Origin of the sequence: Paenibacillus sp. FSL H3-0310 (assembly GCF_038002785.1) — a bacterium.
Taxonomy (GTDB): domain Bacteria; phylum Bacillota; class Bacilli; order Paenibacillales; family Paenibacillaceae; genus Paenibacillus_AQ; species Paenibacillus_AQ odorifer.
On the sequence record NZ_JBBODC010000001.1, the window covers coordinates 1,611,174 to 1,625,095 of the forward strand.

A 13,922-nucleotide genomic window follows, 5' to 3' on the forward strand; every position below is an offset into this window, starting at 1 on the left:
TTGAAAAAAATGCTTATCTCAGTGTAATCCATTCGTCACGGTGAATGACCTCAAGCCGGTGTACTTCTCCCAGCTTCGGTACAATTTCACGGCTTGGCAGACCTTGAATGCTGCGCAGCTGAGCATCATCGTAATTTACAATCCCACGTCCAAGCAATTTGGAGTCGGGTCCAAGGACTTCTACAACATCTCCTGCGTGAAAACTACCTTCTGTCTGTTTGACGCCTACAGGCAACAGGCTGTGTCCGCCATGTAGCAAAGCTTCTACAGCCCCTTCGTCCACGTATAGGGAGCCGAGAGGGGTAGACATAAAGCCTAACCATTGTTTTTTGACGGGAAGAGAGGATAGCTTCGTTGCAAAATAAGTGCCCCTGCCTTCTCCCGTTGCAGCAAGCTGTAAATCACCAGGTTCGGTGGCTCTTCCGACAAAGACAGGAACACCACCCCGAGTAGCAATTTTGGCCGCATCGATTTTGGATCGCATACCGCCTGTTCCAACACTAGAGCCAGCTCCACCAGCAATAGCATATATCTCTGGTGTAATGTCATCTACGAACTGATAACGGACAGCATCCGGATGCTTGCGGGGATCTCCACTGTATAAACCATCCATGTCGGTTAAGACAAGCAGTCTAGAGGCTTTTAACAGGTTGGCTACGAGCGCAGAGAGGGTATCATTATCGCCAAATTTCAGTTCATCTACGGAGACAGTGTCATTCTCGTTAAATACGGGCACCGCTCCTTGGCGAAGTAGCTCTTCTACAGTCATCATAGCGTTATTCATGGCTCTGCGGCTGCAGAAATCGGTGCGAGTCAGCAATATTTGCGCGGTAGTAATTCCATGCCGGGCAAAAGCTTCCTGATAAGCCTGCATCAGCAGTACCTGACCCACAGCCGCAGCGGCCTGCTTCTCATGCAGCAGCTTCGGACGTGCTGGATAACCGATACTGCGGAAGCCGGCGGCTACCGCACCAGAGGTTACTAACAACACCTCACAGCCGTTTTTCTTCAACTCGGCAATCTCTGAGGCAAAAAAGGAGACTGCTTCACGATTCAAACCGCCCTCGGGTCCGGTCAGCGAGCTGCTGCCTATTTTGACCACGATTCGCGTCGTCATTTCTGTCCACATCCTCTTCGTTTATTAAGTCCTGAAAACAACAAAAAGCCCCCATCCTTAGACTTAGCAAAGGACGAAAGCTTATAAACTTCCGCGGTACCACCTTCATTGATGAGGGATCATCCGACTTCATTCTCATAACGGGAGGATCCGTCCTGTTAGACACAGGCCGCTCGGGGGTAGGATTCGGAACGAAAACCGCGGTAAATTCTTTCAGCCTGTCGGAATCTACTCTCTAGGCGCGGTTAGACTCATTCTTACTGGTCCCGTCTGCACGTTTCACTTATTTTCAATAGAATACCATGGAGCTGGTTGCATTGCAAAGGGAAAACGTAGGATATATTTCTTCATGCAGAAAGCTCTATATATTATGTTTAACCTCAAAGAGAAGGGGTAAAGAACTTATAATCTGTTACCAGGAGGTGGATTAAATTGACTAAAGACAACAATGCCGAGCAGGGACAGAATCAAGATTCAAACGAAATAGCAGAGCTTCAGAATAGTGTGACTCGTGAATTTGTGGAAGAGCACACCGGGGCTCCAGTTGATAAGGGATTGGCTGATTCAAGTAAAGCACGTGTGTCGGATGATCAGAACCGCCTGATTACACAGCGTAATTTGCGTAAATAATCTAGTACTGTTAAAAGAGGTTTACCTGAAAAAGTGCCCCGACAACCACGCGAATGGTTACTGGGGCACTTTATTTGTATCTATTCTATTCTTCCGTTAATTCAGACACGGTTGATTTGAATGTTTCTACAAAAGCCTTTGCGGCCTTGGATAAATATCGTCCGCGTCGATATGCTACAACTAGCGTACGACTAGGCACCGGATCAGCGAGCGGTAAGTAGACTGGAACAAATTCACTCCGCGGTGCACGAGCGATAAAACGAGGAACAAGAGTCACGCCCATACCTGTTGCCACTAGGGATTGAACGGTTTCCATATTATTGCTCTCGAAAACGATTCGTGGCTCGAATCCGGCTTTCCGGCACAGCTCCACAGTCATTTTGCGGAAGCCCTGACCTTCCTTAAGTACGATGAAAGGTTCGTCCTTAAGCTCTTCAAGTGAGGTCCGTGTTCCATCTATGATTCGTTTAGCGAGCGGATGTTCAGGAGGGACGGCAAGATCAATTCTTTCCTCTCCAAGCTCTTCATAAGCTAAAGCTGGAATTTCGAGGGGGAAGGAGAGCAGGCTTAAATCGGTCTGGCCACTTGCCGTGAGCTTCTCTAGGTTCATCGACGAGTCTTCTAGCAGCGTAATTTCTACCTCAGGATAATTTTGTTTGAAAACTGGAAGCACATGCGGCAGAAGATGTGCACCTGTAATCGGCATACTGCCCACAACTACACGTCCAGTGCGCAGTTCTGATATGTCGGACATCTCTTGTCGCAGCAGCTCGACTGCGTCAATGATAATCTGGGCTTGTTCAACGAATTTAGAACCTGCGTAGGTCAGCTCAACTGAGCTGGTATTACGCTGAAAAAGCATTACGCCGAGCTCTTTTTCCAGTTTGGAAAGCTGCTGGCTGAGCGAGGGCTGGGCAATATGCAGCTTGTCCGCTGCACGTGAAAAGTTTTTTTCGGCTGCGATTTGCAGCACATACTGCAGTTGTCTCAGTTCCATATATGGACTCCTTAGGGAAATGATTTACTTATAAGTATATCCTATTGGATTATAGTTTTGTATAGGCAACCCGAAGGAGCATTCACTTCTTCCCTCCCCAGAATTTGCCGGGCCTGTTTTCAAGAATTATCCCTACTGCACTGATCGAAGTATCCGATATCCTCTCACAATATATTTATTGCGCCGGATCTTGAGAGTATCTATGAGATAACTGTATTCTGTGCATCTATTTCGTATGCAAAAGGGATGATTTTGGTTTTAAGTGTATTCTATACAACTAAAAACCAGAGTTCCCAGCTATAGAGCGATAATTCAAGAAAATAGCTGCACAAAATACAGTTATATTCATTAACGAATGATTCACAGGAATATAGCTGTACAAAATACAACTAAACGCTCCTACACATCCCGGTTGCGCAACGCTCCTACACATCAAGCTTGCGCATCGCGCTTACACATCAAGCTTGCGCAACGCTCCTACACATCAAGCTTGCGCATCGCGCTTACACATCAAGCTTGCGCATCGCTCTTACACATCAAGCTTGCGCATCGCTCTTACACATCAAGCTTGCGCATCGCTCTTACACATCAAGCTTGCGCATCGCTCTTACACATCAAGCTTGCGCATCGCTCTTACACATCAAGCTTGCGCATTGCTCCTACACATCCCGGTTGCGCCTCGCTCCTACATATTGCGCCTCAACATCCCCTAACTCAGCTTATAGGTTCAGACTATAACTTTTATAGATATCATATCTTGGAATTATAAAGACAGGGGTGTTATATTTAGATCATTCAAGAGAGACTCCACGCTCTCTTCCAATGAACGATTCTATTAATGAGGTGAAATTATGAGCAACAAGACAATGTTTGAGAAGATTTGGGAGAATCACGTTATTCATCAAGAGGAAGGCAAACCTAGCATTATTTATATTGATCTGCATTTGGTTCATGAAGTTACTTCTCCGCAGGCTTTTGAAGGGCTTCGCCTCAGCAACCGGAAGGTTCGCCGTCCTGAGCTGACCTTCGCAACGATGGATCATAACGTACCAACTAAAGATCGTTTTAACATTAAAGATCCAATCTCCAAGCAGCAAATTGATACCCTTTCTAAAAACTGTGCTGATTTTGGTGTAAGACTGTTCGATCTGAATGATATTGATCAAGGCGTCGTACACGTAATGGGTCCTGAAATCGGGTTGACACATCCTGGTAAAACTATCGTTTGCGGCGACAGCCATACCTCCACGCATGGTGCATTCGGCGCGCTGGCATTCGGTATCGGAACTAGTGAAGTTGAACATGTAATGGCTACCCAATGTTTGCAGCAATCCAAAGCTAAGACTATGGAAGTACGCTTTACAGGCAAACGCAACCCTGGCGTAACAGCAAAAGATATGATCCTGGGTGTTATTGCTAAATACGGTACTGATTTTGCCACAGGTTATGTAATTGAGTATACAGGCGAAGCTATTCGTGAATTGTCGATGGAAGAACGTATGACTGTCTGCAATATGTCGATCGAAGGCGGAGCAAGAGCTGGCTTGATTGCCCCTGATGAAACTACTTTTAATTATCTGCGTGGACGTCAATACGTACCGCAAGGCGAAGCTTATGATGCTGCTGTAGAAGCATGGAAGAGTCTTGTAAGCGACGAGGGCGCCCAGTACGATACGGTTGTTGAATTTGATGTGGAAACATTGATTCCACAAGTGACCTGGGGGACTAGCCCGGGCATGGGAACTGACATCAACTCCAGCGTTCCGAATCCGGCGGACTTCACCACTGAAAATGAACGTAAAGCTGCTGAAAAAGCGCTTGAATATATGGATTTGACTCCTGGAACACCTATTTCCGAAATTCCGATTGATTATGTATTTATCGGTTCCTGCACTAACGGGCGGATCGAAGATTTGAGAGCTGCAGCAGTGGTAGCTAAAGGTCATAAGGTGTCTGAAAAGGTTACTGCCATTGTTGTTCCAGGCTCGGGCCGTGTTAAGATGCAGGCTGAGAAAGAAGGACTTGATAAAGTCTTTACTGACGCTGGCTTTGAATGGCGTGAAGCGGGATGCAGCATGTGCTTGGCCATGAACCCGGATGTTCTGCAGCCTGGACAACGCTGTGCATCTACCTCGAACCGTAACTTTGAAGGACGCCAAGGACGCGGAGGACGTACACATCTTGTATCTCCAGCTATGGCAGCCGCAGCTGCGATCAAAGGTCGTTTCACTGATGTACGTGATTGGAATTATAAGACGGAAGCCGTCAGCTCATAGAACTAGAGAGAACACGGGAGGATAAAACTATGGATGCTTTTAAAAAATTAACAGGAATTGTTGCACCAGTTGACCGGGTAAATGTAGATACGGATGCGATTATTCCAAAACAGTTTTTGAAACGGATTGAACGGACGGGATTTGGACAGTTTTTGTTCTATGAATGGCGTTTTGATGAAGAAGGTAACGATAATCCAGCCTTCGAAATGAATAAACCACGTTATCAAGGGGCTTCTGTTCTGATCTCACGCGCTAACTTTGGCTGTGGATCCTCTCGGGAGCATGCACCATGGGCGATTATGGATTACGGGTTCAGAGTTGTAATTGCACCTTCTTATGCGGATATCTTCTACAATAACTGCTTTAAGAACGGCATTCTGCCGATTAAGCTTTCGGAAGAGCAAGTGGATGAATTGTTCAAACGGACAGCTGAGCATGAGGACTACAAGCTGACAGTTGATCTTGAGAACAATGCTTTACAAGATGAATTCGGACTGAGCATCAGCTTTGATCTGGATGAGCACCGTCGTCAATTCCTGCTGCAAGGCTTGGATGATATCGGTTTGACCCTTCAACATGCAGATGAAATTGCTGCTTATGAAGAGCGTCATGCTGCAAAGCTATTCTCTTAAAAAGAGGATATAACTGGTCTGATTCTTAAACTTTACAAAAAATACGCAAAACTTCTATTTCCGGGTGTCGGAAATAGAAGTTTTTTTGCTATAATCGATATATTCATTGGTCATTAAGGAAACATTTGGTGATTTCTGTCGTCTAAATACTTATCTAGGATCTATTACTTGCAGAAGGAGCGGAAAATGAGAATGAGAAGAGCTGGGCTTCGTGTATTGCTGCTTTTGTTACTGCCTTTATTATTTTTAACATCCACCGGACAAGAAGCTGCCGCAGCTGGTAGCAGCACAGGCAGAATTATTATGGACAATCAGGAACTTGCTTTGCCAAAAGGAATTAAACTCGAAAATGTAAATGGTAGCGTTATGATTCCGGTCAGAGTGGTAGTAGAGAATCTTGGATTCGAGGTGTTATGGGAGCAGCAGACCCGGAAAGTAACCGTTCACCAGGATGGTAAAAGCATTGAGCTGGCGGTAGGACGGAAAACAGCTGATGCAGATGGGGTGACATTTGATTTAAATGCAGCTCCTAAGCAGAGTGGCGGCACAGTACTTGTTCCAATTCGTTTCGTAAGCGAGCAGTTCGGCTTAAAGGTGGGCTGGGATAATGTTGATAAAACCGTCTATTTGACAGGTGGACAAGTTAGCAATCCTGCAGTGACACCTGAGGGGAATACTACCAATCCAACAGCAACTAATACACCTGCTCCAACTCCAAGTGCTACGCCGGGAAATGACAACGGGACAACTGCTGGCAGTGTAGTAACTTCACCCAGCCCGACACCAGTTCCACAAACAACTACGGCACCGGGAAGCACAGCAGGAATTCCAACAGGCCCTCTAGTAAACGGGGCAGTATTCACTGAGAACCGACTTATTATCGCTGTGTCGGGGGCTACTAAGCCAAACGTTACAAAAATGAGCAACCCTGATCGAATCGTCGTAGATTTTCCGGGTGCTGCGTTCGATCCGAATTTCATTGGAAGTCTTACGGGTATTACCACCACTGGCGGTCCACAAGGTAAGCTGGACGTTGCCGGCTACCCGCTCGTTTCTGAGATCCGTTATGCACTGTTCAGTGTGAGTCCGTCCACTGTCAGATTCGTAATTCAAACGGTTGGAAATCAACCGTACCAGCTTAGTACGGATGAAAGCACCGGGCTGGTTACGATTGATTTGAATGTAACTAACAGCGGAGGCAACACCACAGGGGCTAATGGAACGTTAGGTAAGCCAATTGTAGTTCTAGATGCGGGTCATGGCGGAACTCAATCAGGAGCTGTCAGTCTCACAGGTAAGCTGGAAAAAGACTTCAATCTGGCCGTCATCCGCAAAGTACAAACGCTGTTAACGCAGGAAGCATTAGTTGACGTGGTGTTTACTCGAACTGACGATGCTACATTGGGGCTTCAGGATCGCGTGAAAATTGCGGAGGCTGCTAAAGCGAATCTCTTTATTTCAGTGCACGCGAATTCGCTAGAGGTTGGATATCCAAATAGAGATAAAATAAATGGAAGTGAAACCTATTATTCTCGCAGTGATAGTCTGCCTCTTGCTCAGATTATGCATAAGCATTTATTAGCCGCTACTGGTTTTAAAGACAACGGGATTCGTACGAAAAGCCTACATGTTACACGGGAAACCACAATGCCAGCAGTCTTGCTAGAGGTAGGATATCTTACGAATTCAGGAAATGAATCGGCGATGTATAGTGAGCAGCTTCAAGAGAAATTAGCGAGAGAAATTGTTGCCGGAATTAAGGAATATCTGGGGCTTTAACACTTGAGGTTGGTGAGATTTCTCAATTTTTATGGAATATATTCGCAACCTTTATAGATTACCAGCGTCTAATAGAGGTCTGAGGTTGACGGAGACAGGGGCACCACGATCGCCATTCACAGGCGAATACTAGATTCTTAGAGGTGAAGAATGAAGAAATTCAGTTTGATGTTGTTATTGTTGCTCTTTGTGTTGGTTTTGCCTGAGCATGGACATGCTGCTGCCGCGAATAGCAAGATTTATCTAGACGGCAAAGAGATTACTGCAGGGCAAAAAGTACCGGTTGAAAATGTGAATGATACTATCATGGTACCGTTGAGATTGATCTCCGAGAGTCTTGGTTATACCGTGGGCTGGGATCAAAAAAGCAAAACGGTGACGATTGAACAGCAAGGGAAGGTCATCAAACTTATTGTTAATCAAAAGACAGCTTCGGTTGATGACAAAACAGTACAGCTTACCACTGCGCCTGTCCTGCGGAGTGATACGACACTTGTACCTATACGGTTCATAAGTGAGCAGTTTGGTCTCACCGTCACTTGGGATAATGCGAAGAAGATCGTGTATCTTATTACCCCAGGATCCTCAAATGAAAACGGCAGTTCTGATGGGAACTCTGGAAATGGTGGATCTGAAGTTGTTGTTCCGCCGGTAGATCCTACTAAAAATTTAACCATGATAAATGGTTTGAGCTTTAGTGAGAATCGTTTGAGCATTGCGATGGAAGGTAATTCCGAGCCAAAAGTAAGTGTAATGACAGGGCCGGATCGGTTAGTTATTGATTTTCCTAATGCCACTTTCTCAGATCTGTTTGGTACGGGACAAGTTCTTGATCCTGATCTGAATGGTAAACTGGAAGTGAAGGATTATCCTGATGTATCAGGTGTCCGGTATTCGCTTTATAGCTCCAATCCTTATACTGTACGTTTTGTAATTGATTTGAATTATCCTAAGAATTATAACATCAGCGTATCTGGGACGGATTCTAAGTTGGTTATCATTGACCTGAATGCAGAAAGTACGGATGATACTTCAACACAGCCAGGTAATGATGGCAAGAAGCTCGTAGTACTGGATGCGGGGCACGGAGCCAAAGATTCTGGTGCAGTAGGAGTAACAGGAAAATACGAAAAGAATTTTAATTTAGCTATAGTACTTAAGACAGCAGCATTGCTGAAAAAAGAAAGTAATATCGATGTCGTACTGACGCGCAGTGACGATACATTCTTGGAGCTCAAGGATAGAGCAGCTATGGCTAATAATTTAAAAGCAGATCTATTCATTTCTGTACATGCCAACAGTTCCGCATCTTCTGCGGCAAGCGGGACAGAAACGTATTATCAGCGGGAAGCCAGTAAGGCCTTAGCGAAAGTAATGCATAAGTATCTTGTTGAGGCTACAGGGCTTAGTGATCGCGGTGTACGATACGGAAATTTCCATGTCATTCGTGAAACGAAAATGCCTGCTGTTCTACTTGAAGTAGGATACCTTAGCAATAAGAAGGATGAGACATTGCTCTTTACGGAAGCATTACAAAATAAAGTTGCTGCTTCAATAGTGAGTGGGATCAAGGAATATTTGGGTATAAAATAACAGACCAGTGGCAGACGAGCGCCGCAAAGTCAGCTTTCTGCTTTTATCAATAAAAAGGCAAGAAGTGGTTTTGCGGTACCTGTCTGCCCGTATTCATCTAGAGGAGGCGTTTATTAATGTTTAAACAAAAATGGACTATGGTTGGGGTTGCTGCGCTACTTCTACTAGTGATAGCTGGCTGTGGAGATAAGCCTACTGCAGCTCCTGCTAATGGAGTGGAGCAAGATACTACAAACGTTGTAAGTGGTGCGGGAGAAAGTACCCCAGCTCCATCTGATGATCAGGAAACCGAAGTGGCTAGCACTCCGCAACCGACAGCGGATAATACTAATGCAGAAACTCAGCCATCTTCGAAGCCGGTAGAAAATGAGACACAAAAGCAAAGCCAGAGTATTGAAGTTTATTACACTGATTCGCAAATTATGGATTTAGTGCCTGCTAAGACTACGATTAACTACTCTGACGATGTTGAGAAATATACAGAGACGTTCAAAGTACTGCAAAGTAGTGAGAATACAGATCTTGTACCTTTGTGGGGGAAAATTGAACTGAAATCATTAAAATTCGTAGAGGGTCAAATCGTAATGGATATTCATAAACCAGATGAAGCTCAGCTTGGTGCGGGTGGAGAATCCTTTGCCATTACTTCACTTGCCAAAACTTATTTTCAATTTGCGGAAGTAAAGAGTATCGAAGTTTTAGTTGATGGTGAAAAGGTAGAAAGTCTAATGGGCCATGTGGATCTATTGCATCCTATGACTAGAGATAATTCTTAATTGGTTATGCAACAAAGGAATTAGGTATCTAGCTGACGAATTTTTAAACATACTATTTATTTGAGTCATAGAGAGGGGAATAATCTATTGTCCGCGCAAAAAAGGTCAAAACGTCCATTGAAGGCTTATTCTAATAAAGCAGTGTCGGCTGTTATGGCTGGCGTTATGGTTTTTGGTGGTGCAAGTGCAGTGTTTGCAGACACAGCTGCCACTACACCGACATCAACCACTACACAATCTGTAGGGATTTTTAGCGATGTAAAGACAGGCTTCTGGGCTGAAAAACATATTTATAAACTCGCTTCACAAGGAATTGTGGTTGGAAATAATGGATTGTTCCGTCCGGGTGATTCTGTAACTCAGCAGGAAGCAGTGCTTATGGCCCTGCGGTTTATGAAGCTGCAGGATAAAGTGGATGCTTCTTCTGCGGTAGCGTTGCCTACCGATTTTAAAGTTACGAATTATTACAAGGATTATGTTGTGTTAGCTTTTCAACAAGGATTACTCGATAAAGCAACCGAAATGGCTCCAGATAATCTGAAGACTTCTTGGGGAGAGCGTAAAGCATCCCGGGAATGGATTGCGGAGCTGTTAATCCGCTCCCTTGGAAAAAGCGCAGATGCAGCAGGGGCCGCTAGTGAGCCAACAGGCTTTGCGGATGATACCAAAGTGTCTGCCAACAAACGTGGTTACATCAACGTTGCCGTTAATTTAGGCCTAGCCAATGGACTTGACGGAAATCGTTTTGATCCGCAAGGCGCTGTAACACGTGCGCAATTGGCGACTTTTTTCAGTCGTGCTGAAGCTCACAATACGGTTGAATACGACAACACGGTATCAGGAACGATCAGTCAATTAGCAGATGGGAAACTATCCGTTTATAACAACGGAAAGACTTCTACATATACCCTGGGAGCAAGCACTGCTTATTACACAAGTGCCTCTGAAAGCAGAATCAATCTAAGTGATGTCCAACCCTACACTAAGGTTACTGTAATTGGTGCGACATATAACGCGGCTTATGTTGAAGTGACTGACCCTACACAACAAGTAGAGACTCTGTCAGGAAACTTCGCCATGGTAGCTCCAGGTAATAAGCTTTGGTTAAAGTCACCAACAGGGTTCACTGAATATTACTACGATGAGACTACTTCCTTTGTGGATGTAAATGGAGCTGGACTTGAACCTGCTTCGCTGGTAACAGACAGTGTAGTTTCACTGCAACGAGAAACGTATAGTGGTTCGCATAAAGTAGTAAAGGTTCAAGTGACTTCAGGGGTTGTTAACAAAACAACCACAGGCACTATTCAAAGTGTAGATCTTACTGGTAAAAGCATTACTTTCAAAAATACTGCGGGTACTGTAGAAACTTTTAAATGGGAAGATGGGACTTCATTATTCAGCTCCCAAGCATCAGTGCTGAAACCTGCAGATTTGAAGACAGGTAATGCGGTCAAATATACGATTCAAGATAATGTGATCCGCACTGTAGAAGTGACAGAAGGTGTTGAACGGACAGTTGATGGGGTACTCACCGAGCTGACTAGCTCCACAGTTGTTTACAAAAAAGCAGACGGAAATCGTGAGGTTAAACTGCTTGGCACTAAACCGACGATTGTTATTCCGAACATGAGTGGAGCAGTAGCTGATGATCTTATTGCTGATGCAGTAGGTGGGGACAAGATTCAGGTTACCTTAAACAGTAGCGATCAAGTCACCAAAATTGAAGTGTTAAGCCGTCAAATTGAACAGTATAGTGGAGCAACAATTGTGGATTATAATAGCAAAACGCAGCTCCTTACAGTTATGGACAGCAGCAAAAAAGCCCATGTGGTTCAGTTGGATGAGAAAACAAAGCTGATTTATGAAGGTGCACTGCCTAACTTAACTAATATGGGTGCGAAACTTATCGAGAACCGCAAAGTTAATCTGAAGGCAATAGGACAGCGGGCTTTGTCTTTGGAAATTGTCACAAAGTACGAAGGAACTTTAACAGCTGTTAATTCTACGTCGAAAACTCTTGTTTTGAAGCTTAATGATGGACAAAGTTTAACGATGCCTTATCCGCAACTTGTTGATCTCTTTGGTAAGACTAGTCCTTCCCTAAGTGATATTCCTATTGGAAGCAATGTAACGGCTTCACTGACTACAGGTCAGGATCTGATAGCGGTATTGAAAGTGAAGACTGTGCTGCAAGTTGAAGCGGCAACCGTGAATTCTGGAACCAACCGTTTGGGCATCAAATGGAATGGGGGAACCAGTGATATTAATACTTTGGCAATCCCATTGACCAATGAAGCTGGTGAGAGCATTAAGCTAACGGATTTAAAAGCGGGAGATTATCTTAATGTGACCTTTGATGGTAGCTCACCGCTGGCTATTCAAGCAGTTAAGCTCACAACAGGCCAGGTAAGTTCTGTAGATGCCGCTGGGAATAGCGTAGTCGTGAAGGATTATACTGGAGCTGCACAGACCTTAGCGGTAAGTGGAGGAGTCAAAATCATTCGTGACGGCTCGACAACGACTGCTCTTAGCAACTTGACGGCAGGGGACAGAGTAGAGATTCGCAAGGATCCGGATGGATCTACAACGATTCGTATTATGTCTCAGCTCAGTAGAACATTCTCACGTTATGAGAGTGCAACAAACTCATTGGTGACGAAGAGACCTAATTTGAACGATAAATATCAATTCTTTGTTCCTGCTAATGTTTATATTCATCAGGGAGATTCGACTTTATCCGTGCAATCTTTGAAAGAAAATGATAATATTATAATGTATTTCAATAATGATATTTTGGTTGAAATTGTGAAACAATAGTTGCAATGGTGGATTTCTGAGTGAATCACCGTCTTGACACAGGGGGCTTTACCTGCGTCAAGACGTTTTTTTTGAAATATAAGAAAGTATAAGTATTGCTCCTATACTGTATGTCTTATATTTCTCGCTTAAACGCTTACTGTTCTTATTAGGACAATCCAGGCGTTAATACTTGAAATATAATGCCAGTATCGTATGTGTTGAAATGTATGAATCCATACGTTATAATACATACTTTGCTTATATTTCTAACATTTGAGGTGAGACGCTCGATAGAATTTTCTGAGCGTTTTTGCTCCGTGGAGGGGACACTATGAAAGCTGCAGACGTCCGCCACATTTTGGATACGATTGGAGATTTGTTTCCGGATGCACATTGCGAGCTGAATCACAGTAACGCTTTTGAATTGACAATAGCGGTGCTGCTGTCAGCCCAATGTACGGATGCAACGGTGAACAAAGTGACCGAGGACCTGTTCCAAAAGTACAAAGCCCCCATCGATTATATTTCTGTGCCGCTGGAGGAATTGGAGGGGGATATCCGGCGCATCGGCTTATATCGTAACAAAGCTAAGCATATCCAAAGCCTGTGCTCTATACTCATAGAACAGTATGGCGGAGAAGTGCCTGAGGCACATGACTTGCTTGTAACGTTGCCAGGAGTAGGTCGTAAAACCGCTAATGTAGTAGTATCCAACGCATTTGGAGTTCCTGCCATTGCTGTGGACACTCATGTGGAGCGGGTTGCTAAACGACTTGCTTTGGCAGGCTGGAAAGATTCTGTGCTGGAAGTGGAGAAAAAGCTGATGAAGGCTGTGCCACGTGATGAATGGACGCTCACGCATCACCGGCTAATCTTTTTCGGACGATATCACTGTAAGGCTCAGAATCCAAAATGTCAGGTTTGTCCGCTCCTTGATGTATGTCGAGAGGGCAAAAAACGTATGAAAACGGCTGTCGTCAGGAAAGCTAAAGATCATACGCCAAAAAGTTAAAAGTTAGAGTTGAAGAAGAGGATGGGATAGAGATGAAATGCATTTCTGTATACACAGATAATTTTGAGGTATTCTCGGATATTTTTGACCGCGTAGTGGAAAGCCCGTTGGAAGAAAATGAAGAGCAAGAAGTAGAGGGCATTACGATCAGTCATTCCGGTGATGTGCCTGAGCACTATCTGGAGCGTATGTCTGTAAAACCAGAGGTTGTCGTAATGAGAGACAAATCTCGTGGATTGACTATTCTGCAGCACGGAAAAGTTTTTGAAATTCTGTTGCCTGTTTTGGAAACTGCATAATTGAGAAGT

11 protein-coding genes are annotated in these 13,922 nt (G+C 44.4%); 9 read left to right on the forward strand and 2 right to left on the reverse strand.

Annotation, left to right across the window (positions count from 1 at the left end; translation table 11 throughout):
* Nucleotides 1-13 precede the first annotated feature (13 nt).
* A complete protein-coding gene (gene proB / locus MHH63_RS07250) occupies nt 14-1,117 on the reverse strand; it encodes a glutamate 5-kinase (RefSeq protein ID WP_076127563.1) in 1,104 nt (367 codons plus the stop codon).
* Between the two features lie 432 nt (nt 1,118-1,549).
* Here proB and MHH63_RS07255 point away from each other — a divergent pair, with 432 nt between their 5' ends.
* Nucleotides 1,550-1,747: a hypothetical protein gene (locus MHH63_RS07255; RefSeq protein ID WP_076127564.1), complete on the forward strand. Its 198-nt coding sequence runs from the start codon at nt 1,550-1,552 to the stop codon at nt 1,745-1,747.
* 85 nt (nt 1,748-1,832) lie between these two features.
* Here the strand turns inward: MHH63_RS07255 and MHH63_RS07260 are convergent, their stop codons facing one another.
* Nucleotides 1,833-2,744, reverse strand: a complete 912-nt coding sequence (locus MHH63_RS07260) for a LysR family transcriptional regulator (protein WP_341171341.1) — start codon at nt 2,742-2,744, stop codon at nt 1,833-1,835.
* Between the two features lie 851 nt (nt 2,745-3,595).
* Between MHH63_RS07260 and leuC the strand changes: the two genes are divergently transcribed.
* From leuC to MHH63_RS07300, 8 genes are all read left to right on the forward strand, one after another.
* The gene (gene leuC / locus MHH63_RS07265; protein ID WP_076127568.1) at nt 3,596-5,020 is read left to right on the forward strand and encodes a 3-isopropylmalate dehydratase large subunit; all 1,425 of its coding nucleotides are present in this window, start codon (nt 3,596-3,598) and stop codon (nt 5,018-5,020) included.
* A 29-nt stretch (nt 5,021-5,049) separates the two neighbouring features.
* The gene (leuD, locus tag MHH63_RS07270) at nt 5,050-5,652 is read left to right on the forward strand and encodes a 3-isopropylmalate dehydratase small subunit (protein ID WP_076127570.1); all 603 of its coding nucleotides are present in this window, start codon (nt 5,050-5,052) and stop codon (nt 5,650-5,652) included.
* Between the two features lie 186 nt (nt 5,653-5,838).
* Entirely contained in the window at nt 5,839-7,431 is a 1,593-nt protein-coding gene (locus tag MHH63_RS07275; RefSeq protein WP_341171342.1) for an N-acetylmuramoyl-L-alanine amidase family protein, read from the forward strand.
* 150 nt (nt 7,432-7,581) lie between these two features.
* A complete protein-coding gene (locus MHH63_RS07280; protein WP_076127574.1) occupies nt 7,582-9,024 on the forward strand; it encodes an N-acetylmuramoyl-L-alanine amidase family protein in 1,443 nt (480 codons plus the stop codon).
* 116 nt (nt 9,025-9,140) lie between these two features.
* On the forward strand, nt 9,141-9,800 hold the full coding sequence (locus tag MHH63_RS07285; RefSeq protein ID WP_341171343.1) for a GerMN domain-containing protein: 660 nt from the start codon (nt 9,141-9,143) through the stop codon (nt 9,798-9,800).
* Between the two features lie 87 nt (nt 9,801-9,887).
* Entirely contained in the window at nt 9,888-12,620 is a 2,733-nt protein-coding gene (locus MHH63_RS07290) for an S-layer homology domain-containing protein (protein ID WP_341171344.1), read from the forward strand.
* Nucleotides 12,621-12,933: 313 nt separating this feature from the next.
* A complete protein-coding gene (nth, locus tag MHH63_RS07295; protein ID WP_036676333.1) occupies nt 12,934-13,614 on the forward strand; it encodes an endonuclease III in 681 nt (226 codons plus the stop codon).
* 32 nt (nt 13,615-13,646) lie between these two features.
* Nucleotides 13,647-13,913, forward strand: coding sequence for a hypothetical protein (locus MHH63_RS07300; protein WP_036676334.1), 267 nt, complete (start codon nt 13,647-13,649; stop codon nt 13,911-13,913).
* The last annotated feature ends 9 nt before the right edge of the window (nt 13,914-13,922 follow it).